We start from the raw sequence: 23,463 nt of genomic DNA on the forward strand, positions 1-23,463 counted from the left end.
ACAGTTGGGTTTTCACATCACAGAGACAGGGTATGAATGTGCGTAAACCTCGGGCGGAACCTCAGGCTTTTCTGCTAGCGCTGGCCGCTTCAGCGGTGCTGATTATCGGGATGGGATTCGGGCGTTTTGCCTATACCGGTATTCTTCCGGTCATGCTCAGTGAGCAGATCGTCTCGCTCAGCCAGGGAAACCTGGCGGCATCGGTCAACTACGCGGGCTATCTTCTGGGGGCGCTGCTGCTCTCAAAAGCCCGGCCGGCTGACAGCACGCGGCTAAGCCTGGTCTCGGTCGGGCTCACCCTGGTGTGTCTGGCGCTGCTGGCCTGGGTCACCACACCGCTGGCAATTATCGTGGTCCGTGGTATCGCCGGGATACTCAGCGCGGTGACGTTGATTGCCGCCTCGCTGTGGCTGCTCCAGCATATGAAGCAGCACCACGGCGCGCCGGTGCTCTATTCCGGCGTCGGGATGGGGATTTTCTTATCCGCCGAAATTATCGCCCTTGCTAAAGCGTGGGCGCTCTCCAGCCCGCAGATATGGCTTATTTGCGCGGTCAGCGCAACGATCCTGTTGCTGCTGGTCGTGCGTCTGCTATTAACGCCAGCCTCCGAAACGCCGCACACGTCAGTGCAGGCGGAAAGCGTATTAACAGCAGGGCAAGGGCAAACCGCCGGGGCCTGGACATTACTGCTGGTGTACGGTCTTGCGGGATTTGGCTACATCATTACCGCGACCTATCTGCCGTTGTTTTTGTCAGGCTCGCTGGGCGGGGTGGATCCGGTGCAGATATGGGCGCTGTTTGGCCTTGCGGCGGTGCCGTCATGCTTTATCTGGCACAAACTGGTGGTGAAGTTCGGTTATCGTCGGGCATTGACCGGTAATCTGCTGGTTCAGGCAACGGGCGTCATTCTGCCAGCCTGGCAGCCGTCGTTAGGGTTGTGTTTGCTGAGCGCGCTGCTGGTTGGCTTTACCTTTATGGGGACGGTGACCATCGCGCTGCCGCAGGCCAGACGCCTGAGCCACCTGGTCAGCTTCAATATGATCGCCGCCATGACGGCGTTGTATGGGGTCGGGCAGATTGTCGGGCCTCTGGTGGCCGGTACGCTCCATCGACTGAGTGGTTCCTTTAGCTTGTCGCTGGTTGCGGCGGCCGCGGCGCTGTTTCTGGCGGCGGGCCTGGTCGTATTACCGCCATCGCCTCGTCGCGGTTAATGTGCGTCAACCAGCAGTGGCAGGGGTCATGACGCGGCGTAATTCAGTCAGCGCAGGGGAGCCGTAGCCCCGCCGCCAGATCAACTGGGTGCGCGCCGGCCGTATGGCTTGCAGTTGGCTGCCCTGCGGCAACGTCATCCGTTCGATAACGCTTTGCGGCAGGATCCCGGCATAGCCGCCGGAGGCTACGCAGGCGATCATCGCCTGATACGAGCCGACATCCTGAATATCGACCTTCCCGTCTGCGGCAAAATGGGCTTCGGCGATCGCCCGGTAGCTGCAGCCGCGCGGGAAGGCCGCCAGCCGGATGTTACCTGGCTTTTCCGTGGTGACCAGCATCAATTGTTCGACATAGAGCTCCGCAAATTCGATCTCTGCCGGACACGCGGGCTCATCTTCGGCCGTCAGCGGTAAACAGACCAGCGCGCAGTCGAGGGTGGCGTTCAGCACTTGCTCGATTAACGGCTGGGTCGGCATGACCTGCAGCGTCAGTTCAACCTCCGGGCACGCCGCCCGGAACGCCGGGAGCCGCGGCATCAGCCGACTGATTGCCGCCGCTTCCATCGAGCCCAACCGCAGGCTTCCCGCCGGTGTCGCCGGGTGCAGTGCCTGTTTCGCCTCGTCCGCCAGGCTCAGGATCCGCCGGGCGTAATCGAGGAAGCAGTTGCCGGCAGCGGAGAGCACCATTTTTTTATTCCCCCGCACGAACAGCTCGACCCCGAGCTCCTCTTCCAGCTGTTGGATCCGGGTGGTGATGTTCGATTGCGCACGGCCTAACTTTTTCGCCGCCAGGGTAATACTTTGCTCCTGGGCCACCATTTTAAATATCTGCAACGTGGCGTGGTTCATATTTTTGATTCTTAAAATGGAAATGATATTGATCTTAACATCTCAAAAAGAGAAGTTAAGTATCCGCTATCACATCTTCAGACAGGATTCCCGGCATGAATCGCCTCAGCCAGCTTATTGATACTGCATACCCCATTATCCAGGCGCCGATGGCCGGTGTCTCAACCCCGGCGCTGGCCGCCGCGGTCAGTAACGCCGGTGGCCTGGGCTCGCTGGGATTAGGTGCTTCGACGGTGGAGCAGGCGGAAGCGCTGATCAACGCCACCCGCCAGCAGACCTCGCAACCCTTTAACGTCAATCTGTTTTCTCATGCGCCGGCGCAGCGGGACCCACAACTGGATGCCCGGTGGATTGCGGCGCTCCGGCCGTATTTTGCCCGTTTTGGCTGCGAGCCGCCGGAAACGCTGACAGAAATCTATGACAGCTTTCTCGGGCATCAACGGATGGCCGAACTGCTGCTCGATCTCGCACCTGCAGTGGTCAGTTTTCACTTCGGCGTGGCGGACAAGACCCTGGTTCGCCGTCTGCAGGAGAAAGGCGTGGTGACCATGGCCAGCGCCACCAGCGTCGCGGAGGCGCAGCAGATTGCCGCCCAGGGGATTGATATCGTGATTGCTCAGGGCTATGAGGCGGGGGGGCATCGCGGGATCTTCGACCCATTGGCCGACGATCGCCAGCTGCCAACGGATACGCTGGTTCAGGCCATTAACCGCACCGTATCGCTGCCGGTGGTGGCCGCTGGCGGAATAATGGATGGCGCCGGTATTCATCACATGATGCAGCTAGGTGCGCAAGGCGCTCAGTTGGGCACCGCATTCCTGCTCTGTCCGGAATCCTCGGCGGATGCTGGATATCGTCAGGCGCTGACTCGCCAGCCCGCGCCGTCAACGGTGCTGACCAGCGCGATTTCCGGTCGTCCCGCCCGCTGCATTGATAACGCATTTTGCGAGCTCGGACGCCAGCATGCCGCGTCAGACGTCCCCGCGTATCCAGTGGCTTACGATGCGGGTAAAGCGCTGGCCAGCGCGGCAAAAGCGACGGGCGAGCAGGGCTTTGGCGCCCACTGGGCTGGGGAGAACGTCGGGATGATCCGCGCGCTGTCGGCCGCGGAACTGATGCACACGTTAATTGCGGAGTGCGGTTTTTCGGCAGCAAAAACTAGTCGCATTACCCGAGCTGGCGCATCTGTCCGATAAACTCCGCCATATTTCTGGCCGCCATTTTCTCCATCACTCTGGAGCGATGCACCTCGACCGTGCGCACGGCGATATGCATGTGCGTGGCGATATCTTTGTTCATCAGACCGGCAACCACACAGCGGGCGACCTCTTGCTCTTTGGCGGTCAGTGTGTCGAAGCGTCGCTTCAGCGTCTGCATGGCCGTCAGCCGTGCAGAGTGCTCGTAGCCTTTGCTGATGGCCGCCTGCAGCGCAGGCGTAGCCACGGGCTTTTCGAGAAAATCCACCGCCCCGAGCTGGATCTCTTTAACCGCCATCGGCACGTCGCCGTGTCCGGTGAGGAAAATAACCGCCAGCGTGCTGTCGGCCTCGCGCATCGCCTGAAACAAGCTGTGGCCGTCCATTACCGGCATCCGCATGTCCAGCAGCGCAATACCGGTGGTGGTCAGCGGCGCTTCCTGTAAAAACTGCTCGCTGTGATTCCAGCACTGTACGGTGTAGCCCATGCTTTCTAGCAAAAAGCAGCATGAGCGGGTGACGGCATCATCGTCATCGACCAAATGGATCATTGTCTGTTCTCGTTATCTGTCCCGGTAGGCCCAGTGGGAGCGAATCTGCAAAATGCGACATTTAAAAAAATGAGCGAGTTCAGAAACCGAAGGTATAAAAAAGGATCTCAAGAAGATCCTTTTTATTCGGTACATATATCACCTATTTCATTGACAGTAACTTGTCATAATCCGGGTAAATATCAGGTACATATTCACGATTGCCATCAGGATAGAGTGCATTGATATTTCCCGGTGGCGGATTAGGACTTTCAAGTATGACTGGCTTATTGATATGCACTAATGGATGCAGATAAATACCATCGGTATCAGATAAGCGATAACGTCTGCCCCATTTATCGTAATTAGTATCCCCTCCAAAAAATTTCAGCGTTGTTTTTTTGAACATATGATTTATAAACACCACAGGGAATAAATCTGTTTTCAGTTCCAGATACTTCCCACTGAACGCTTTAGCCCGCCCGGTCCCGTAGCCGTCACTGAGACCATAGTTCCCAAAATCGAAAATATAACTGGTATCGATAACCTCTTTTCCCTTTACCAGTGCAATATTGTCCGCAATTCTGAAGCTCACCTTAAGTGAGTTCAGTTGCCACTGGCACGAACCGCCACCGTCCACGGCGACCCGCAGACGGCGGATATTATCACCATCAGACACACCGAATGGCCGCTCAATATCGTTGTAGCCCGGTATATCATGCGGTTCATTGCTCGAGTTGTAGCGGACAGATTTGCACTGCGCCGAACGGTACAGCAGCTCGGCTGGCTGCAGTGTTATCCCCTCAGGGACCCGGAAAGTGACGTCCACCCACTTTGCATCCGCCGGAGGGGAAAGTGTCTTGTCAGGCCGGTTATCACACCCGGAAAGCACCGTTGCAACCGACACGACAACAGCGGTTTTACTGAGAAAGTTCAACTTCTTCCTCCGTTACCGCCGCAAAGCGGAGCAGGGCATTTTTCCCGGAGTCCTCTGCCTGTGTCAGCCTCAGCGCCACCGGCAGCATGTCCTGAAGGGCCAAAAACTTGCGGTTGCGTTCAACCTCATCCGGGTTACTGAAGTTTGCCTTTTGTTCAACGCCCTCCCGGAACAGGGCACGCATGGCTTTCCGGTCCATATCCCGCGCCGGATCGGCAAGCTCCAGCACCTGATTATGAATATAGGGCAGGTAGCGATGCGCCATCGAGTGGTTTGATGGCTTACTGAACCAGCCGGCTGATGCCGTATTTTCCCCCTTAGGGAACTGCTTCGCCAGCTCGCCCGGCGCCAGGCATTGTATGAATGCCGCCTGATGCTCTCCGGTGGATGTCAGGCATTCTTCATTCAGGGCAGGAACAAGATACAGTTTAACCGCCGCCTTCTCCGTATAGCTTACCGTTCCGCCCCCTATCCACAGCGCGTTTCGTTCACCGGACTTCATGACGCTCTGTTCCGCACGCAAAAATAAAACTGTCTTACCATGATGCCAGTAGGTGTCTCTTTCCTGTGTAATGCCCATATCCACGCCCGCATTTCCCCCGAAGGTTCGCGGTAAAAGACCGATTGCTGACGTGGTCACCCAGTCAAAGCCCAGTTTGTCACCCAGCCACCCCAGTTTCTCGTAAAGCTCGCTGTCCAGATCCACCTCCGGCGGTATCTGTGTCACCGTGTCATTATCATTGGCGTGGCGGTAGTGGATGATATCCCTCTGCAGGTACGCAGCAAGACGGCTGAACGTTCGCGGCATCCCGTAGGTGTACAGAACAGGCTGACTGGCTTTCATCTCGGCGGCATACAGCAGCGCCAGCGCCCCACCCAGACTGTGACCACAGATAAATAGTTTTTTACCACCTTTAGCCAACGATTCTTGGATACCACTTAATTTATCCCCAAACATCCGTTTAGCCAGCTGATAGGCTTCCAGAAAACCGCCGTGCACATTCCCCATCCCGCCCAGTTCTGCAGGGCACCGTTTCGGTCCAAAGGACACATCGGTCTGGACATTCAGCAGACTGTCGGTACCGCACCAGGCAACCAGAACGTGCGAGGCACACTCCACCGTAAACAGGCGGGTATCACCTTCTCCCGTGTCCCCGTCCCCGGTATTCATGTAGACAGGTGGCAAATAGCGGTCGCGGAACGGCACATCCACCGCCAGAGTGTGAAAATAATTCGGGTATTCCGCAAGCTGCGGCAGCCAGGACAGATCCTGACACTTCTGCCGGAAAAAATAATCGATGGTCGGATTATTCGCTTCGGCGGCATACACCAGATCGGCCATGATGCCGAGGTTCAGCGCGTTCGCCAGGTCATAGTCCTTCGTGTCGTGCAGGGGCAGCACCCACGCCCTGAACGGGCAAATTTCGATAACGTGGCGCTGCTCCAGAGCATCCCGACTGATTTCCGTCCCTTTCAGCGTTTTTCCCGGCGGAAAATGGAACACCGGAGGCTCAGGCGTATCCCAGCCCGGCATCTCCGGCAGTCGGTCGCACAGCTCCCCTATGGTCACATAGTGATGCCGGTACCCGGCGGTCTCCACCTTCTCCTGCACGTCCGTGCGCCAGTTTTTGTCCCACGTCTCCCGGCGAAAGGCGTTTCCGCTCACCGGCTGGCTGTTCGGATTACGCCGGATGCCCAGCGGACGCTGTTCCATGATGTCGGCCAGCTGCTGCCCGTCCGTTTTTACGTCTACCGCTATCCAGTACAGGTCATCGAACCGTACCAGTCCCTGACTGTCGGTAATGCTGGCGGGTGGATTCGGTGGCGGTGTGGGATCAAACTGCGTGTGACCGCCCCTGGCCCACAGCGCCAGCTCCGCCGCCGTGGCAAGCGGATGGTATTCCAGCTGCACCTTCAGGCCGGAAACCGGGTTGTTGTTCTCATCCATAAACTGCAGCTCCAGCCAATGCATCCGCTGCTTACCACAGGCGACCTCTTTGTACTTCATTTTGTGGCTCAGGCAGGTCACTGTTGTATTGTCCTTCGCATCCGTCATGCATTTAAATCCTTTTAGTTTCTCTGGTTAAATATCGGTCCATCATACACCGGAGGTATTTTATCGCCGTTGCCGGAGGGACAAACAAAAGTAAGATTTTATTCGGCTGTAGCGCAACACTATCGAGACATTTTAGCTGGGCGATGACGCTCCAGACTGGGTCTTCCGGGGTCAGCTTTGAGGCCACTGAAGGTGACTTCGTTTATTCTGGCAGTGCCCGGCTCTTCGGCTGACAGTAAGTGATTGATGGCAACCTTGCTGTCGAGTGAGAGTCGGGTAAATATAGTGTTTTGTTGCTTTGTTTCGAACTGGTATACGGTTGATCGTATAATCCGATCCAGATGCTCGGCGGCGGGGCGTTCAATCTGCTGCTCCTGACACCAGTCACTAACAAGTTCGCTGCCGTGTACAGCCTGCGGGTTTAACGGGAGGATAAATTCAGTTAACCAGGCGCTGAGCCTTGCTATATCAGTTTTATCATGGAGCCTGACACCCAGATATCGACGAATATTCGGGCGGTGCCGTTGAGCCTGCCGTCTCTGAAGAGGGTAGTTTTCAAGGGATACCGAAGTGCATCCGATCTGCTCAGCGATAGCATGCACAATACCTGAAGGGAAATCGTTTAATGATTCAGGGTAATAGCCTTGTACCTGTCGGAATTTTAGTTGAATAGCAAATCCCTGGCGCCCTGTATCGGTCATTCCAGGTAACAGGGAAAGCTCGTCAGCAAGCAAACGCCACTCGTCCCTGTCATCAAAAGTCTGCTCCGGTGACAACATCCCAACTCCCTGATTCATCAATGGGTAATCGCTATGTCAACCATTTCACAGGTGAGTGATCTTTACTCAGATCCAGTTCAAAAAAGTCAGATGTCGCATTTTGCAGCTTCGCTCCCACTGGGCCCGGTAGCGAAGGTCAGGGTGACCCGTACCCCACGCCGGCCATCCGGAGCAGGGTGATTATCAACGCGGATCTCACCGTTGACGCGGCGCAGCAGGCGCTGGCAGATGACCAGTCCAAGCCCCATGCCCGTTTTTTTACTGGAGTGGAAAGGGCGGAACAGGTTGATCTGCTGCTCCGAAGTGAGGCCGCCGGCGTTGTCCTGAATGACGATCGTGGGCGATGCGCCAGCAGCGCTTGTGGTGACCCAGAGGTCGCGGGCACCCGCCTGAACGGCATTGAGCAGAATATTTGCCAGCACCTGCTCCAGTAAAATCGGCGGAAGCCACAATCCGGCCGTTGGCGTGGCGTCATTGTGCACGCGGATATTCTCCAGTTGCAAAAGCCGCAGCACATGCCCGATCGTGTGGGCGACATCGCAGCGAATATCCGGCTCCGTCGCGTTTGCAGGCTCGGATTCGGACGCCGCCCAGCTGCGTAAATGTTTGATGATCATCCCGCAGCGCTCGGCCTGAGAGTCTATATGGCTGAGGGCGGTCATCAGGGCCTGCTGATTATCGGGCCGCGAGAGATGATTTAACCCGCCTTGCGCATACATCCGTATGGCCGACAGCGGCTGATTCAGCTCATGAGCAAAGCCGGAGGCCATTTCCCCCAGCACGCTCATTTGCCTGGCCTGTTCCAGGGTCTGCTGTTGCTCACGTAAGCGCTTGTTGGCCTGCTCCAGCGCTTTACCGCGCCGCTGGACCAGCACCATCACCCAGCCATAGTTGGCGATAAAAAGCACCAGCAATAATAATATCACCCCGATCATCAATTTATGCTGGTCCAGCCAGCCGAGTAGCGTCTGCGCCATGCGCTGCTGCTCGGGATGGCGATGCAGCTCGCGAAGCAGGGCCTCGGTGTCGCTGGTTGAGGCAGGTGCGCCCCAGCGCCAGCCGTCACTTTGCGCCGAGTTGAGCAAGGATCTGGCGACGGCATCGGCGATCCGATCGCCAACGCCAGGCAGAGCGGCAAAAGACCAGTCGGGATACAGTGCGGTGCTGGTCACGCAGGGAAAATCGCTGGTTTTTTGCAGCAGCGGGCGAAAGGCGCGTTTGTCGATAAGCCCTTCTTTATCCATGTTCTCCAGCAAGCACACCGGGACAATCGCCGCCTGGATGGCGTTCTCACGCAGCAGGTACAGGAGCGCATCCGCAGGAAAACCCATGTAACGTACCGTCAGACGGTCGTCCACCTGTAAACCGGCCTTCTGCAATTCGCGATAGCCCAGCAAATACCCACCAAACGCCTGCGCATCGACCGCGCCCAGGGTTTTCCCTGCCAGATCCGCTGGCTGTTGGATCGGGCTGTCACGGCGAACCAGGATGGCGCTGCCGGTCGCCATACTCTCCGCCGTGGCCCCGTCCCCCGAACGCAGCGAGGTCAGCCAGCGCAAATGATAGTGGCTGTTTAACTGGACGAATTGCGCCTGATTGGTCAGCACGAACTGGACGCGGCCGGTGTTCACCGCCTCGCGCATCTCGTTAAGGTCGAGGGGAAGGAGTCGAAAATGGGCATCGGCGACGCTGCGGTTTAACCCATCGATCAGCGGTTGCCAGTGCTGGCGGGTGGCTGCATCGCCGCGCAATGCCAGGATACCGATGGTCCAGTCGGCCGCGAAAACGGGGGAGGTCAGCGCGGTAACGATGAGCACCATAAGGAATGTTGTGATGCGCTCCATGCAACAAATGACCCCTTTCTTTTGCGCCAGATCAAGCCCGCCTCGTTTATGTGGTTAACCACAATAGAGCCAGACCCGGCAGGATTTTTAGACTGTAACTAATCACATTTGGTTAGGTAATACCATCCCTAATCCTTTCCCTCGCCGCGCACTGGGTGGAGAACAACATGGACATCAGTAAGCGACATTTTTTGAAGAAACTGGGCGTGGTCACCGCCGGCGCCTCTCTGGTGCCGTTGGCGCAAGCGGGCACCACCTTTCAGCCGCAACGCCATGGCGGCTCAGAGGCGCACCGTTACGCGATGCTGATCGATCTGCGCCGCTGCATTGGCTGCCAGTCGTGCACTGTGAGTTGCACCATCGAAAATCAGACCCCGCAGGGGGCGTTTCGCACCACCGTCAATCAATACCAGGTGACGCTGGAGCATCGCGATGAGGTGACCAACGTCTTGCTGCCCCGGCTGTGTAACCATTGCGATAATCCGCCATGCGTACCGGTCTGCCCGGTACAAGCCACCTTTCAACGTAAAGACGGCATCGTGGTGATCGACAACACCCGCTGCGTCGGCTGCGCCTACTGTGTGCAGGCCTGCCCGTACGATGCCCGTTTCATTAACCATGCCACCCAGACGGCGGACAAATGCACGTTCTGCGCCCACCGGCTTGAAGCCGGGCTGCTGCCTGCCTGTGTCGAATCCTGCGTGGGCGGGGCCAGAATCATCGGTGATTTAAAAGATGCCAGCAGTACGATCAGCACGCTGCTGGCGGCGCACCGGGATGAGATCAAGGTGCTTAAGCCGGAGAACGGCACCGCGCCTCACGTCTTTTATCTTGGGCTCGACGAGGCGTTTGTCTCACCGCTTCAGGGCCGCGCTCAGCCTGCACTGTGGCAGGAGGTCGAATATGAACATCTCTGAAATTGTCGCGCAGCCGCAGCCGATCACCTGGCTACCCTGGGCCGTGCAGTACTTCTTTTTTATTGGCGTATCGACCTGCGCGGTACTGGTGGCCTGCGGGGTGCGCTGGGTGCAGCCTGCCTGGCGTGAGCGAATCGAAGGCACTTGTCTATTCCTGGCGTTGACCTGCGGCATCACCGCGCCGCTGGCGCTGACCGCCGACCTGCATCAGACCGCGCGGTTCTGGCATTTTTATGCCTGGCCAACGCCGTGGTCGTGGATGCCGTGGGGAGCGCTGTTGCTGCCGTTGTTCACCCTGCTGGTTGGGGTGTGGTTTGTTCTTTTTCATCTGCGCAACCTGACCGGGCGCGAGACGCCGTGGCGGCGCTGGATTGCTGTGGCCAGCGCCATCGCCGCCATCGGCTTGCTGCTGTATACCGGGCGGGAAGTCTCGGTGGTGCGCGCCAGACCGCTGTGGTTCAGCTACTGGTTTCCGCTGGTAATGTTCATCAGCGCCATGTGCGCGCTGCTGGCGATGCTGGCGCTGATTTTTCGGCGGCACAGCGGCTTGATTCGCCCGCTGGCACAAGGGCAACTGGCGATGCTCGCGCTGCTGGGCGGATGCCTGCTGGCGTGGTACCACGGCGAAACGTTATCTGGTGCCGCGCTGCGCCAACAGTGGCACCTCGCCAGCACAATTCGCAGCGATCTGACCGTCGGCATCCTGCTATGGGCCTCGGCGATGGCGATCGCGATGTATAGCTGCTGCCGCGTACCGCCGCGTGTCCTGCTGCTGATCAACGTGGTTATTGTGGCCGGGCTGTGCTGGCTCCTGCGCTGGACATGGCTGATCGGCGGGCAGGAAATACCGAAATACAACGCCCTCAGCAATGACTACCAGTTGCCGATGGGAACCGATGGCCTGCTGGCCATAATCGGGACATTCGGCCTGTGGCTGGCGCTGATGATCGTGATTGGGGAGTGCGTTAATTGGTTTTCAAGGAGAGTTCAGCATGGCTAAGTTAACCCGTCGTCAATGGTTGAAAATAGGTGTCGCCGCCGGTGGCTTTGCGGCGTTTGGCCTGAGCTATCGCGATGTCGCGAAACGGGCGGTCGAGGGGCTGGTTAACGGGACCTCAGGTAAGGTGACGCGCGATCATATTTACGGCAACGCCCTGGTTCCGGAAGGCGCGGCGCAGAATGGCTGGCAGGGTAACTCCGGACAGGCGGTTTCCATGACCCAATGTTTTGGCTGCTGGACGTTGTGCGGGATCCGCGCGCGGGTGGACAAACAGACGAATACGGTATTGCGGATCGCCGGCAATCCCTGGCATCCGCTGTCCCATGAGCAACCGTTCGACAGCATGATGCCTTTCGCCGAGGCGATGAATAAAATGGCCGGTGAAAGCGGCCTGGCGTCGCGATCCACCGCCTGTGCACGGGGCGCCACGCTGTTGGAAAGTCTCACCAGCCCGCTGCGCCTGCTCACGCCGATGAAGCGGTCCGGCAAGCGTGGGGAAGGGAAATGGCAGCACATCAGTTTTGAACAGTTGATTGAAGAGGTGGTGGAAGGCGGCAACCTGTTCGGTGAAGGCCATGTTGAGGGGCTGAGGGCGATTCGTGACCTGACCACCCCGGTCGATCCGCGTCACCCGGCCTATGGTCCGAAAGCCAATCAGCTACTGGCCACCAATACCAGCGATGAAGGTCGGGACGGCTTTTTCCGCCGTTTCGCCCAACACAGCTTCGGCAGCAAGAATTTTGGCGCCCACGGCGCGTACTGCGGCCTGGCGTATCGCGCCGGTTCCGGGGCGCTGTTGGGCGATCTCGATAAGAATCCCCATGTTAAACCGGACTGGGAGCAGGTGGAGTTCGCGCTGTTTATGGGAACTTCGCCTGCGCAGTCGGGCAATCCCTTTAAACGCCAGGCCCGTCAGTTGGCCAGCGCCCGCGTGCGTCGCGACTTCAACTATGTGGTGGTGGCCCCGGCATTGCCGTTAACCACGGTACTCGCCGACGACCATGGTCACTGGCTACCGGTGCTGCCGGGCACCGATTCGGCCCTCGCGATGGCGATGATCCGCTGGATTATCGATAACCAGCGCTATATGGCTGAGTATCTGACTCTGACCAGTCGTGATGCGATGCAGCGTGCCGGGGAGAAAAGCTGGACCAATGCCAGCTGGCTGGTGATCGCCGACGCCCAGCATCCGCTGGCAGGGCAGCACCTGAGCGCATCGGCGCTGAGCGGTGAAACCCGTGAGAACGATGAGCCTCTGGTGGTTAACCCGCAGGGCAAGGTGGTTCCGGCGAGCCAGTGCGATCGCGGTGAACTGTTGGTTGATCGGACCGTGACTCTACACGACGGCTCCCTGGTGGCGGTAAAAAGCAGCTTTCAGTGCCTGAAAGCGTCCGCCGACCGCTTCACCCTCGCCGAATACAGTCAGCTGTGCGGGGTGGCGGAAAAACAGATTATGGCGCTGGCGAAGGCCTTTACCAGTCACGGGCGTAAAGCCGCGGTGGTAACGCACGGCGGCATGATGTCCGGCAACGGCTTTTATAACGCCTGGTCGGTGATGATGCTGAACGTGTTGCTGGGCAATATGAGCCTCAGCGGCGGGGTGTTTGTCGGCGGCGGGAAATTTAACGGCGAAGCCAGCGGGCCGCGTTACGACCTTGCGCAGTTCCCCGGTAAAGTGGCGCCAAAAGGCCTCAATATCGCGCGCAGCAAAGCCGATTATGCGCAGTCGGATGAGTATCGCGAGAAACTCGCCGGACAGCATTCCCCGTGGCCGGCAAAAGCGCCGTGGTATCCCTTTGCCGCCGGGCAGTTGACCGAGATCTTACCTTCGGCGCTGGCGGGCTATCCGTATCCGCTTAAGGCGTGGATCTCCAATATGGCGAACCCGCTGTACGGCGTACCGGGACTGCGCAGCGTGATCGAGCAACGCCTGCGCGATCCGCAGCATCTGCCGCTGTTTATCGCCATCGATGCCTTTATGAACGAGACGACGGCATTTGCCGATTATATCGTTCCGGATACGCATAATTTCGAGAGTTGGGGATTCAGCGCCCCCTGGGGCGGCGTAGCCACTAAAACCTCAACCGCCCGCTGGCCGGTGGTGTCGCCAGCCACGGTGAAAACGGCGCAGGGGGAACCGGTATCGATGGAGGCCTTCTGCATTGCGGTGGCTAAGCGCATGGGGCTCCCCGGTTTTGGCGATCGGGCAATACCCGATGCCCAGGGCGTAATGCAGGGGCTACACCGCGCCGAAGATTATTACCTGCGGGTGGCCGCCAATATCGCCTTTGCCGGGCAAAAACCGCTGCCGCCTGCCGGAGCCCAGGATATCGCGCTGTCGGGGGTTGAACGTATTTATCCGGACATCCGCAGTACCTTAAAGCCCGATGAGGCCTTGCCCGTGGCGTTTCTCTACAGCCGGGGTGGTCGCTTTGCACCGCAGGCCTCCGGCCGTCGCGGCGATACGCTCGGGGTGGAGTGGCAAAAGCCACTGCAAATCTGGAATCCACAGGTGGCGGGATACCACCATGCGATGACCGGCGAGCGTTACAGCGGCTGTCCGACCTGGTATCCGGCCCGTCTGGCTGATGGCCAGGCGCTGGAGGCGGTCTACCCGCTATCGCAATGGCCGCTGAAACTGATGTCGTTTAAATCGAATGTTATGAGCAGTTCGTCCACCGTGATTGAGCGCCTGCATCACGTGAAACCAAGCGGACTGGTGGCAATCCATCCTGACGACGGCAAGCGTTATGGCCTGCAGCATGGCGATATCGCGCGTATCAGCACGCCCGGCGGCAGCGTTGAGGTGCAGGTCAGCGTGCTTTCCGGGGTAATGCCGGGGGTGATCGCCATGGAGCACGGGTACGGGCATAAGGAGATGGGGGCGCGGCAGCACTGGCTGGACGGTGTGCCCATGGCGCAAAAAAAACATATTGCCTCGGGCGTCAATCTTAATGATCTTGGCTTTGCCGACCCGACCCGGAAAGTGCCAGGGCCGTGGCTGGACTGGGTCACGGGCGCTTCCGTGCGCCAGGGACTACCGGCGCAGATTGTTAAAGTGGAACGCGGGTAGCGGAAAGGGCTTAAGAAGAGGCAAAAGCGATGCCCTCCCTTGCGCCGGGCGGGCGTAGCCAGTATGGTGTGCGGCATTTCCACGGTATCAGGAACACACATCGCAATGCAGCCTTCGAAAGATCCTCTTCACGGCGTCACCCTTGAGGCCCTGCTGAATGCCCTGGTGGCAAAATACGGCTGGGCCGAACTGGCAAAACGGATCAACATCAACTGTTTTAAGAGCGACCCGAGCATCAAATCGAGCCTCAAGTTTCTGCGCCGCACGCCATGGGCGCGCAAAGAAGTCGAAGCGCTCTATATTGATTCGCTGGATGAGCCGGACTCTGAGCCAGCCGCGCAGCCGGCAGATAGTCCGTGGGCCAACTGGCAGAATAAGAAATAAAGGCGGGAAACGCCTACTGTGCCGTTTCACCGCGTAGCGCGCCTGGGGCTTTGCCGGTAATGCGCTTAAAGGCCCGGCTGAAGGCCGCCAGCGAGCTGTAACCCAGCCTGAAGGCCACTTTCTCCAGCGCCTGGCCTTCCTGGGAAATATACTGCACCGCCAGCCGCATCCGCAGCTCCGTCAGATAGCGCGCCGGGGTGGTGCCGGTGGCGGCAAGGAAGCGTTCGGCGAAAACGGATCTCGAGGTTCCGGCCTCGCGGGCAAGGGCTTCAACCTTCCAGTTGACGCCGGGCTGCTGATGCATGGCGTAGATCGCCCTGGCCAGTCGGGGATCGCGCAGCACCTGCACCCAGCCGGTGGCGTTGCCGCAGCCGCATTCGACCCAACCGCGGACGATCAGTGCCGCCACCACATCGGCCAGACGCGCCAGAATCCCGGCATAACCCGCCTGACGGGTGAGTGACTCTCGCTCCATCGCCAGCAGCAGCGGGTGAATTTCAGGCCAGGTTTTCAACAGCCGGCTCACCAGCATCACTTCCGGCATCGCCTTGACCAGCGGCTGCATTCCCCCCAGTTCAAAATCCATACATCCGCTGAAGATAACCGTGTTGTCCGCCGTTTTGCAGGCGCTATCGCCTTTCACGCAGCAGACGGTGTTGCACACCGGCTCGCTGGCGAGCTGCATCACGTCAATCACCGGCGCCTGCGCATCGGACATAAAGGTATGGCTCTCGCCGTTGGGAATAAACAGCGCGTCGCCGCTCTCCAGCGTTAGCTGCTGGCCGCTGGCCATCTGCAGCTGCACCGGGCCACGGCTGACGAAGTGGAACTGGGCTCTGCCGGGGACCGCGTTAAACGCGACGCCGAATGGAGAACCAAGTTCGATACGGCGGTAATGGACGCCGGAGAGGCGCATGCCGCGCAAGAGTTCACTGGTGAGATCGATAGGCTGGCGTGTCATCAAAACAATCCCGGACGAATTATCAATAATTGCAGAGTATGCATCATAGATCGTCCGAACGGAAACCCCTACGCTTGTCGCAATGTTAATTATTCTGGAGAGATGTATATGAGTTCCTGCATAACTGCCGAAGCGGAGATGGCTACGGCCAAACCCGCGTGGCGCGCCGTCTATGCTCTGGCATTGGGCGTTTTCGGCCTGATCGTTGCAGAGTTTCTTCCCGCCAGTTTGTTAACCCCGATGGCCGCCAGCCTGCGGGTGAGTGAAGGGATGGCGGGGCAGGCGGTCACCGCCACGGCCCTGGTGGCGCTGGTGACCGGGCTGCTGATCACCCCGGCGACTAAAAATATCGACCGCCGCTGGGTGCTGATGTTCTTTTCGCTGTTGCAGATCGTCTCCAGCCTGATGGTGGCTTTCGCCAGCTCGCTGGAGTTTCTGTTGCTGGGACGCCTGCTGCTCGGGGTGGCCATCGGCGGATTCTGGTCGATGTCCACCGCTACGGCGATGCGTCTGGTGCCTTCGGCCTTCGTGCCAAAAGCGCTGGCGGTGATCTTCTCCGCCGTGTCGATTGCGACCGTGGTGGCCGCGCCGCTGGGCAGCTATTTAGGCGGGCTGATTGGCTGGCGCAACGTGTTTATTCTGTGCACGGTGCCGAGCCTGGTGGCGCTGCTGTGGCAGCTGTGGGTTCTGCCATCGATGCGCCCGGAAAGCACCGGTAGTTTTGCCACGCTGCTTAAGGTCCTGCGTCGTCCCGGCATGGTGGGCGGGCTGTTGGCGACCATTTTAATCTTCAGCGGACACTTTGCCTTTTTCACCTATCTGCGTCCGTTCCTTGAAACCGTGGCTCAGGCCAGCGTGGAAGGGGTGTCGCTGATCCTGCTGGGCTTTGGGGTGGCGAACTTCGTCGGGACCTCCATCGCCGGGCATCTGCTGAGCCGCAGCCTGCGCCTGACGCTGGCGCTGGTGCCGCTAGTGATGGGGCTGCTGGCACTGATGATGGTCACCTTCGGTCATATCGCGATGGTAGACGGACTGCTGGTCGCCCTGTGGGGCTTTGCCTTCGGCCTGGTGCCGGTCGGCTGGTCCACCTGGCTGGCGACCACGGTGCCGGACGAGGCGGAAAGCGCGGGCGGCTTACTGGTGGCATCAATTCAGCTAGCGATCAGCGCCGGTGCGGCCGGTGGCGGGGCGGTGTTCGACCTCACCGGTGCCAGCGGGGTCTTTGCCGGCAGCGGGCTGCTGCTGATCAGCGCCATGGTGATGGTTTTTGCCAGCGTCCGGGTGACCTCGACCATCGCCAGCCGCTAGCCCGACACCTTCTTTCTTTGCTCCTTTAATCATGCGCCTGCGGGCGCATTTTTCGTTGGGCAGTCACCTCTGCGCTGCACGTCGCGGGAACAACGGGCCGCACTTCGTCGGTGCAACGCGAGCCGTTTTGACCTCCAGAATGCTGAAATCCAATCTAACCCATTGATAAAAATCAACTGTTCAACGTGGCACGCTTAATGCTTAGCAGTGTAAGTATTGCTGTGAACCGGGAAAGGCCGTGTTTTCGAGGAATTCAAACACTGGATGCAGGAGTGCACCGCGGCTGGGGTTTTTATACGTTGCTAACGGATTGTTGGAGCTTGCTTATGACCGTTCTTAGAGAATCTTTGGCTGTCGCCAAATCTGGCAAATGGACACAACTCACGCTGGGCCTGATCTGTATGGCATCGATTTCCAGTCCACAATATGTCTGGACGCTGCTGACCCGCCCGTTAACCGAAAAACTCGGCGTAGGGCTGGCGGAATTACAGGTCACCTTTTCGCTGCTGATTATCCTGCAGACCTTTTTCTCACCGTTCCAGGGGCGACTGGTTGAGCGATTTGGCCCCCGTCTGCTTATCTCCATCGGCACGGTGATGGCCGGGCTGAGCTGGGTACTCTCCGCCCACGTCAGCGGCCTGGCTGCGCTGTACCTGGTTTACGGTTGCATCGGCGGGCTCGGTACCGGGATTGTCTATATTGGCGTGGTCGGTTTAATGGTGCGCTGGTTTCCGCGCAACCGCGGGTTTGCCGCCGGTGCCGTCGCTGCGGGGTATGGCATGGGGGCGATCATGACCACCTTCCCGATCTCCGTCTCGCTGGGCAGCTACGGGCTTGAACAGACCATGACGGTGTTCGGGCTGATTTTCGCCGTGGTGGGTTTGATCGCCAGCCAGGGGCTGAAGCTACCGCCCGAGCGCGAGGCGATGCCGGTCAGCCAGACCGTCGCGCAGAATACCCGTCAGTTTACCTCTCGTGAAATGCTGCGCCAGCCGCTGTTCTGGCTGATGTTTGCCATGATGGCGATGATGTCGACCTCGGGGTTAATGGTGACCTCGCAAATGGCGGTCTTCGCGGAAGATTTTGGCATCAGTAAAGCGGTGGTCTTCGGCATGGCGGCACTTCCGCTGGCGCTGACCATCGACCGTTTTACCAATGGCCTGACGCGCCCGCTGTTTGGCTTTATCTCCGATCGCTATGGCCGGGAAAACACGATGTTTATCGCCTTCGCCCTCGAAGGGGTGGCGATGAGCTTGTGGCTGGCGTGCCGGGAAGATCCGCTGCTGTTCGTGTTGCTGTCCGGGGTGGTGTTCTTCGGCTGGGGAGAAATTTTCTCACTCTTCCCCTCGACGCTGACCGATACCTTTGGCAGCGAGTACGCGAGTTCAAACTATGGCTGGCTGTATATCTCGCAGGGTATCGGCTCGATTTTCGGCGGCCCGCTGGCGGCGCTGCTGTATCAGCACACTCACGGCTGGCACGTGGTCTTCAGCTGCGCCATCGGGCTGGATTTCATCACCGCCGCGCTGGCGATTATCGTACTGAAACCCTGGCGCGCGCGGTTTATCCGCCAGCATAGCGCCACCGCGTCCCGATAACTCTCGCCTTGTTCAGCACCGGGCGGATGCGTCCGGCGCTGGACCCCTTACTTACTCCGCCGTCATCGCCGGTTGCGGCAGGCCCGCCAGCGCGTTCTGCCGGTCCTGCTCGCCGATCGGCCGCAGCACCCGGCAGGGCACGCCTGCGGCCACCACGTCAGCCGGGATATCTTTGGTCACCACGCTACCGGCGCCGATGACGCTGTTGCGACCGATGGTCACCCCGGGATTAATTACCGCGCCGCTGCCGATCCAGACGTTGTCTTCCAGCGTGACGGTCTGCGAAAACTGCTGGCCGGTGATGCGCACGCTAGGGTCGATCGGATGGCCGGTGGTTGAGATGGTGACGTTCGGGGCAATCATGACGTTATTGCCGATAATCACTTTACCGTCGTCAACCACTACAAGATTGAAATTGGCATAGAAGTTGTCACCGAGGGTGATCTGATTGCCGTAGGCGACATGCAGCGGAGGTTCAATCCACACGTTTTTACCGACGCTGCCCATTAGCTGGCGGATCAGCGCCACGCGTTTTTCCGGTTCCGCTGGCGAGGTGTGGTTAAATTCAAAGGTCAGCGTCTTCCCGCGCAGGCGCTCCTCGGGCATGCCTTCCCCCATGTCGGTATATAAATATCCACCAGCGAGCCGTTCCCTTTGTGTCATCATCGTAGCAACCTTATTGTTGTTGGTATTGCCGACGGCAGCTGGCGCGGTTAAGGATGTAGGGCCATGTCCAGCAGGTTAGTCACAAAATGCCGTCGGTCGCAGAATTAACATGGCGATATATATCATAGGATTATATTTCGAGTCGATGGCCGAACCCGCCACAGCGGTCGCGGAAAAACGCTGCCGCGTCAACGGGTCTGGCAAAGAAATAGCCCTGAAAATGCGACACCCCCAGTGCCGCCAGCGTCTCCATCTGGCTTGCGGTTTCTACCCCTTCGGCGATGGTCATGCACTGCATTTCTCTGGCGATAGCGATGATGTTGCGCACAATCGCGGCTTTTGCCGTATCGTTTTCGATATCGGCGGTAAACAGCTTATCTATCTTGATGTAGCGAGGGCGGAAACGCATCAGGTGGTGATAATTGGCATTGCCGGTACCAAAATCATCAATCGACAGCGGTATACCGAGCGCATCCAGACGCGCGCACAGGGCATTCACCGCCGCGGTATCTTCAACACTGTCACGTTCTGTCATTTCGAGGCCAATACGTAAGCGCGTTTTTTCGGTCTGCTGCAGGAAGCGCTGGCAGCTCTCGAGGATCTGCTGGCTTTTAAAGTCGTCGGCCGACACGTTAAAAAACAGCATCGTATCCCCTTGCTCATTCAGCCCTGAAGCGGCAGCAATGCTGGCGACAGACTGCAGACAGAACGTCGTGATGCGGGTAATGAGTCCGTGCTGCTCTGCCAGGGGAATAAACCGGTCCGGCGCGATGGGGCCGAGCCGCGGGTGCACCCAGCGCAGCAGCACTTCCCCGGCCACCACTTTCCCGGATCGAGCCTCAACGATCGGCTGAATAAACGGCGTGAGCTGCTGCTTATCGAGCGCCTGACCTAGCATGAACAGCAGGGTGGTCCGCCGTTGCAGATAACGATAGCTGACCATCGCCAACCCGGCCGCCAGCAGCAGAATGCACGCTGCTGCCAGGTGTTCCTGTGGCGTCAGGCTGTGCCAGCTCAGGGTAACCGCTGGGATCGCGCTGAGGCGGTAGCCAAACTGCGGTGATGCGACTGCGATCCGTTGTTCATCGCGCCAGGCGTGGAGGATTTCGCCCCGGGCATTGACGGCCAACGTGCCGACGATCATGTTCACTTCTGCGGCAAGCTTTACCTCTCCGAGTGCCTGCTGCAGGGCATAATCATCGATGCCAATCAGCACGCTTTTCCCGTGTTGTTCAGCACGATACATAAGCAATGAGCGGGTGGTATCGTCGCTAATGTGCGGGCGCAGGAACAGGGCGCCGGCCGCTGTTTGCGGCAAGGCAATCGCGAAGCGGTTTTTACCGAACACCGAGGAGCAATGAACCCGGTTATCCCGGGCCAGATTAAGGGTTCTGATATCGGGCGTGGAAGCAACGATTTTACGCATCGCCATCTGCGTGGCGTTGCTGCAGCCGTTCCCCGGCAGGGTCACCGCGCTTTCTCCCGCCAGAGCGGCGTGGCTGATGATGCGATCGAGATTATCGCCAAGGGTGACCAGGCTATGGATGATGGCGCTGTTATTTTTATTTTTTATTTTCTCCAGCAGCAACATCCCGCCACAGGCAGCGATGACCAGAAACACCAGAAACGATAAAGATAGCGGGTAGAGACGAGACATGTGACACCGATAATTTAATTTAACCAGGCTATTTTAAAATTCATTTCTTCAATGCAAAATAAACACCAGGACAATGCTGATTAAATTCAGAGTAAAGCTACAGGTGTAGTCCCTGACGTTCATAAAAATAATCCATGGCTTATTTTCTTATGCTTTATAGCGGGTATGCTTTCTATTAATGTATCTAAGCTATTATTTCGCGCAGGGTCATTATCCTGTATCGCGAATGCTTTCCAATGAGGGCAATATGGAATTATTTGACGCTATCATTTCTGATGATTATTTTTTCAGGCTAGGCCTGAGCGCACTGCTGTCTAAAAAGTTTGTGGCAAAGGGCAGCTTCTTTATCGATATGCGCACCGCCAATCACGCTAAAATAAGGGCGTGTTCGTCGCATGCTGAAAAAATATTCGTCTTTATCTCCAGCGATCTCGACTATTACGCGTTAAGAAATCTCGATAACGTGACGGTGATCGACCGCGGTAGTGAGGTGCAGGATATTGTCAGTTGTGTGCTGCGTGATGAGTCAAACTTTGAAAGACACTCCAGACATTATATCTCGGAACGAGACGATGAGATCCTCACCTACCTGCACCAGGGGCTGGATACCCATGAAATCGTCGAGAAGCTGAGCGTCAGCACCAAGGCTTTTTATTCACACCGCGCGCGGTTAATTAACAAGCTCAATATCCGCAACCGCATCTCGTTATACCGAAATATATCCCGATACAAAGCCATTAGTCAGAAATAACGGACTGGCAGATGCTGGATATCGTCAAATTTTAATACTGTCTGCGTGTCATCATGTGGACAGGCAACAAAACTAATCAGGAGTCATTATGCCAAATACGACCAGTCGGGCAGTAATGAAGTTTATAAAAAGCTCAAAACTCAGCGCGGAAGCCTTAGAGGACCCAATGATTATTTATGAAACGAAGGACCCGGAAAACAGCCCGCAAGAGGACATCCTGAACTGTATGCGCGCGCGGGCAGGCCTGACCCAGGCGGAAGTGGCGAAAAGGTTGGGTCTGACGCCGCCGGCGGTGAGTCGTCTGGAAAAAAGATTTACCCACGCCAGTTTCAAAACCTTAAAACGCTACGCCGAGGCGTGCGGGTTCGATTTACGTTTTTACTATAAATGATACCGCATTATTCAAGCTAAGTTGCCCGATGCGCATTCGCATGTAATTTCTGCCTGAGGCCTGACGATAAGCGTCAGGCCTCAGGTGTATCCTGCTGCAGGCCATGGCTGGCGTCGGCCAGTAAGGTCACGGTTGAGGCAATGCCCGGGCGTAGCGGGTAGCGGCTCATCTGCAGAGGGTTCAAGGCGATGCGAACGAAGACGCGCGGTATCGTGCGATTCCAGTTGTTTTCCCCATTCAGATACGACAGCGCAGAAAGATCGAGATTCAGCCCGTCGACTTTTCCTTCCAACACCACCTGACTGCCGTACAGATCGGTCATGACCGAGACTTTCTGCCCAATCAGGATCCCGGAGAGTTGCGTCACTTTAAAACTGGCGGTGAGCCAGATTTGTTCGGCGGGGACAATGGCAAATAGTAACGCGCCGGAGCTGACATTCTCTCCCGGACGGACATAGCGCTGCACCACATAGCCGGTGCTCGGGCTGCGGACTTCAGTCTGATCCAGCGCCAGTGACGCGTCCTGAAACTCCGACGTGACCTTACGCATGATCCGTCGTTCGGCCAGATCGGCCGCCTGGGTGTGCCGCTGATTCTGGCGATATTGTTTGATAGCGCTGTCCAGCACCACTTTGCTGCTGCTGACCGCCTCGAGCGACTGTTGCAACTCCTTTTTGGATATCACCGAGGTGCTTTTAGATTGCACTGAATGATTATATTCACTGAGCGCCTGCTGGTAGCGCATCTGCGCCTTGATCATATTGGTATGATTGGTTTCATCGGTCACAAAGCGATCTTTGGTTTTTTGCAGCAGATTAATGATTTTGTTGCTGGCGAGCTGATATCTTGCCAGCGCCTGGGTATTATCCATGCGCAGCAGTACATCGCCTTTATTAACAAAATCCGCATGGGTTGAATCGACAAACACCACGCGCCCGCCGATCGGCGAAAAAATATTTAGTGCATTACCTTGAATATAAACATCCTGGGTGTCGGGCAGGCGATATTTAAACGGGATAGTGTCAGTGGGCAGTAATAAACAGGATGCGATGAAAAATGCCTTGAAAGAAAATCGAGGTTTCGGGCGTGAGGTTGTAGGGTGGTTAGCATTATTCATTAATGCACCATGACGTAATTTCATGATAAATCAGAACCCATCATCCAATAGGAGCAAAAGCTTCACGCGCTGGAAACTTGTTAATCGTTGAAAAGATAATATTGTTGAACAGAGAATGACGAAGATCATTACGCTGATAAAACATGGAATAAGGATAAGCTTTGACGCATATAAAACATAGCGGACACATCGGAAAATTATGCAGGCGATATCCTACGCGTGAAGTCCATAACAGATTA

19 protein-coding genes and 1 pseudogene are annotated in these 23,463 nt (G+C 57.6%); 10 read left to right on the top strand and 10 right to left on the bottom strand.

Features of this window, described 5'->3' with window-relative positions:
• Positions 1-32 precede the first annotated feature (32 nt).
• The gene (locus tag ACMYSN_RS01980; RefSeq protein WP_462496796.1) at positions 33-1,211 is read left to right on the top strand and encodes a YbfB/YjiJ family MFS transporter; all 1,179 of its coding nucleotides are present in this window, start codon (positions 33-35) and stop codon (positions 1,209-1,211) included.
• Between the two features lie 6 nt (positions 1,212-1,217).
• Here ACMYSN_RS01980 and ACMYSN_RS01985 read toward each other — a convergent pair whose 3' ends face one another.
• On the bottom strand, positions 1,218-2,060 hold the full coding sequence (locus ACMYSN_RS01985) for a LysR family transcriptional regulator (protein ID WP_462496797.1): 843 nt from the start codon (positions 2,058-2,060) through the stop codon (positions 1,218-1,220).
• A 95-nt stretch (positions 2,061-2,155) separates the two neighbouring features.
• Here ACMYSN_RS01985 and ACMYSN_RS01990 point away from each other — a divergent pair, with 95 nt between their 5' ends.
• Positions 2,156-3,256 carry an NAD(P)H-dependent flavin oxidoreductase gene (locus ACMYSN_RS01990; protein WP_462496798.1) on the top strand — a complete coding sequence of 367 codons (1,101 nt, stop codon included), beginning with the start codon at positions 2,156-2,158 and terminating at the stop codon, positions 3,254-3,256.
• Here the strand turns inward: ACMYSN_RS01990 and ttrR are convergent.
• The 5 genes and pseudogenes from ttrR to ttrS form a co-directional block, all read right to left on the bottom strand.
• Positions 3,228-3,806 (bottom strand): tetrathionate respiration response regulator TtrR, encoded by a 579-nt coding sequence (gene ttrR, locus ACMYSN_RS01995; RefSeq protein ID WP_462496799.1) that lies wholly within the window; start codon positions 3,804-3,806, stop codon positions 3,228-3,230. The genes ACMYSN_RS01990 and ttrR overlap by 29 nt on opposite strands.
• Positions 3,807-3,948: 142 nt before the next feature.
• Positions 3,949-4,722: a hypothetical protein gene (locus tag ACMYSN_RS02000; RefSeq protein WP_462496800.1), complete on the bottom strand. Its 774-nt coding sequence runs from the start codon at positions 4,720-4,722 to the stop codon at positions 3,949-3,951.
• Positions 4,706-6,778, bottom strand: a complete 2,073-nt coding sequence (locus ACMYSN_RS02005) for a lipase family protein (RefSeq protein ID WP_462496801.1) — start codon at positions 6,776-6,778, stop codon at positions 4,706-4,708. Before ACMYSN_RS02005 ends, ACMYSN_RS02000 begins: the two co-directional genes overlap by 17 nt.
• A 103-nt stretch (positions 6,779-6,881) precedes the next feature.
• Positions 6,882-7,575: pseudogene (locus tag ACMYSN_RS02010) on the bottom strand (DUF4158 domain-containing protein); the annotation flags it as partial.
• Positions 7,576-7,643: 68 nt separating this feature from the next.
• Positions 7,644-9,401, bottom strand: coding sequence for a tetrathionate respiration histidine kinase TtrS (gene ttrS / locus ACMYSN_RS02015; protein WP_462496802.1), 1,758 nt, complete (start codon positions 9,399-9,401; stop codon positions 7,644-7,646).
• Positions 9,402-9,568: 167 nt separating this feature from the next.
• Here ttrS and ttrB point away from each other — a divergent pair, with 167 nt between their 5' ends.
• The 4 genes from ttrB to ACMYSN_RS02035 all read left to right on the top strand — a co-directional run bounded on the left by ttrB (position 9,569) and on the right by ACMYSN_RS02035 (position 14,775).
• Positions 9,569-10,318 carry a tetrathionate reductase subunit TtrB gene (ttrB, locus tag ACMYSN_RS02020; RefSeq protein WP_462496803.1) on the top strand — a complete coding sequence of 250 codons (750 nt, stop codon included), beginning with the start codon at positions 9,569-9,571 and terminating at the stop codon, positions 10,316-10,318.
• Entirely contained in the window at positions 10,305-11,318 is a 1,014-nt protein-coding gene (gene ttrC / locus ACMYSN_RS02025; RefSeq protein WP_462496804.1) for a polysulfide reductase NrfD family protein, read from the top strand. Before ttrB ends, ttrC begins: the two co-directional genes overlap by 14 nt.
• Entirely contained in the window at positions 11,311-14,391 is a 3,081-nt protein-coding gene (gene ttrA / locus ACMYSN_RS02030; RefSeq protein ID WP_462496805.1) for a tetrathionate reductase subunit A, read from the top strand. The genes ttrC and ttrA overlap by 8 nt, the downstream gene beginning before the upstream one ends.
• Before the next feature lie 105 nt (positions 14,392-14,496).
• Positions 14,497-14,775 carry a VF530 family protein gene (locus ACMYSN_RS02035; RefSeq protein ID WP_462496806.1) on the top strand — a complete coding sequence of 93 codons (279 nt, stop codon included), beginning with the start codon at positions 14,497-14,499 and terminating at the stop codon, positions 14,773-14,775.
• Positions 14,776-14,788: 13 nt separating this feature from the next.
• On the opposite strand, the gene ACMYSN_RS02040 is transcribed toward ACMYSN_RS02035, so the two are convergent.
• Positions 14,789-15,736 (bottom strand): AraC family transcriptional regulator, encoded by a 948-nt coding sequence (locus ACMYSN_RS02040; RefSeq protein WP_462496807.1) that lies wholly within the window; start codon positions 15,734-15,736, stop codon positions 14,789-14,791.
• A gap of 108 nt (positions 15,737-15,844) precedes the next feature.
• On the opposite strand from ACMYSN_RS02040, the gene ACMYSN_RS02045 reads away from it, so the two are divergent.
• Both ACMYSN_RS02045 and oxlT read left to right on the top strand, forming a co-directional pair.
• Positions 15,845-17,044 carry an MFS transporter gene (locus ACMYSN_RS02045; protein WP_462496808.1) on the top strand — a complete coding sequence of 400 codons (1,200 nt, stop codon included), beginning with the start codon at positions 15,845-15,847 and terminating at the stop codon, positions 17,042-17,044.
• A 326-nt stretch (positions 17,045-17,370) separates the two neighbouring features.
• Entirely contained in the window at positions 17,371-18,642 is a 1,272-nt protein-coding gene (oxlT, locus tag ACMYSN_RS02050) for an oxalate/formate MFS antiporter (protein WP_462496809.1), read from the top strand.
• A 51-nt stretch (positions 18,643-18,693) separates the two neighbouring features.
• Here oxlT and ACMYSN_RS02055 read toward each other — a convergent pair whose 3' ends face one another.
• Both ACMYSN_RS02055 and ACMYSN_RS02060 read right to left on the bottom strand, forming a co-directional pair.
• Entirely contained in the window at positions 18,694-19,308 is a 615-nt protein-coding gene (locus ACMYSN_RS02055) for an LbetaH domain-containing protein (RefSeq protein WP_462496810.1), read from the bottom strand.
• A 130-nt stretch (positions 19,309-19,438) separates the two neighbouring features.
• Positions 19,439-20,965: an EAL domain-containing protein gene (locus tag ACMYSN_RS02060; protein WP_462496811.1), complete on the bottom strand. Its 1,527-nt coding sequence runs from the start codon at positions 20,963-20,965 to the stop codon at positions 19,439-19,441.
• Between the two features lie 247 nt (positions 20,966-21,212).
• Between ACMYSN_RS02060 and ACMYSN_RS02065 the strand changes: the two genes are divergently transcribed.
• Positions 21,213-21,716 (top strand): response regulator transcription factor, encoded by a 504-nt coding sequence (locus ACMYSN_RS02065; RefSeq protein WP_462496812.1) that lies wholly within the window; start codon positions 21,213-21,215, stop codon positions 21,714-21,716.
• Between the two features lie 88 nt (positions 21,717-21,804).
• Positions 21,805-22,107: a helix-turn-helix domain-containing protein gene (locus ACMYSN_RS02070; protein WP_462496813.1), complete on the top strand. Its 303-nt coding sequence runs from the start codon at positions 21,805-21,807 to the stop codon at positions 22,105-22,107.
• Between the two features lie 73 nt (positions 22,108-22,180).
• On the opposite strand, the gene ACMYSN_RS02075 is transcribed toward ACMYSN_RS02070, so the two are convergent.
• Positions 22,181-23,035 (bottom strand): HlyD family efflux transporter periplasmic adaptor subunit, encoded by an 855-nt coding sequence (locus tag ACMYSN_RS02075; protein WP_462496814.1) that lies wholly within the window; start codon positions 23,033-23,035, stop codon positions 22,181-22,183.
• Between the last annotated feature and the right edge of the window lie 428 nt (positions 23,036-23,463).

Origin of the sequence: Klebsiella sp. R445 (assembly GCF_051131755.1) — a bacterium.
GTDB classification, from domain to species: Bacteria; Pseudomonadota; Gammaproteobacteria; order Enterobacterales; family Enterobacteriaceae; genus Klebsiella; species Klebsiella lignicola.

What these genes read in the sequence shown, in the direction of transcription:
- ACMYSN_RS01980 (WP_462496796.1), top strand. Translation starts at nt 33, where the DNA reads ATGAATGTGCGTAAACCTCGGGCGGAACCTCAGGCTTTTCTGCTAGCG.
- ACMYSN_RS01985 (WP_462496797.1), bottom strand. Translation starts at nt 2,060, where the DNA reads ATGAACCACGCCACGTTGCAGATATTTAAAATGGTGGCCCAGGAGCAA.
- ACMYSN_RS01990 (WP_462496798.1), top strand. Translation starts at nt 2,156, where the DNA reads ATGAATCGCCTCAGCCAGCTTATTGATACTGCATACCCCATTATCCAG.
- ttrR (WP_462496799.1), bottom strand. Translation starts at nt 3,806, where the DNA reads ATGATCCATTTGGTCGATGACGATGATGCCGTCACCCGCTCATGCTGC.
- ACMYSN_RS02005 (WP_462496801.1), bottom strand. Translation starts at nt 6,778, where the DNA reads ATGACGGATGCGAAGGACAATACAACAGTGACCTGCCTGAGCCACAAA.
- ttrS (WP_462496802.1), bottom strand. Translation starts at nt 9,401, where the DNA reads ATGGAGCGCATCACAACATTCCTTATGGTGCTCATCGTTACCGCGCTG.
- ttrB (WP_462496803.1), top strand. Translation starts at nt 9,569, where the DNA reads ATGGACATCAGTAAGCGACATTTTTTGAAGAAACTGGGCGTGGTCACC.
- ttrC (WP_462496804.1), top strand. Translation starts at nt 10,305, where the DNA reads ATGAACATCTCTGAAATTGTCGCGCAGCCGCAGCCGATCACCTGGCTA.
- ttrA (WP_462496805.1), top strand. Translation starts at nt 11,311, where the DNA reads ATGGCTAAGTTAACCCGTCGTCAATGGTTGAAAATAGGTGTCGCCGCC.
- ACMYSN_RS02035 (WP_462496806.1), top strand. Translation starts at nt 14,497, where the DNA reads ATGCAGCCTTCGAAAGATCCTCTTCACGGCGTCACCCTTGAGGCCCTG.
- ACMYSN_RS02040 (WP_462496807.1), bottom strand. Translation starts at nt 15,736, where the DNA reads ATGACACGCCAGCCTATCGATCTCACCAGTGAACTCTTGCGCGGCATG.
- ACMYSN_RS02045 (WP_462496808.1), top strand. Translation starts at nt 15,845, where the DNA reads ATGAGTTCCTGCATAACTGCCGAAGCGGAGATGGCTACGGCCAAACCC.
- oxlT (WP_462496809.1), top strand. Translation starts at nt 17,371, where the DNA reads ATGACCGTTCTTAGAGAATCTTTGGCTGTCGCCAAATCTGGCAAATGG.
- ACMYSN_RS02055 (WP_462496810.1), bottom strand. Translation starts at nt 19,308, where the DNA reads ATGATGACACAAAGGGAACGGCTCGCTGGTGGATATTTATATACCGAC.
- ACMYSN_RS02060 (WP_462496811.1), bottom strand. Translation starts at nt 20,965, where the DNA reads ATGTCTCGTCTCTACCCGCTATCTTTATCGTTTCTGGTGTTTCTGGTC.
- ACMYSN_RS02065 (WP_462496812.1), top strand. Translation starts at nt 21,213, where the DNA reads ATGGAATTATTTGACGCTATCATTTCTGATGATTATTTTTTCAGGCTA.
- ACMYSN_RS02070 (WP_462496813.1), top strand. Translation starts at nt 21,805, where the DNA reads ATGCCAAATACGACCAGTCGGGCAGTAATGAAGTTTATAAAAAGCTCA.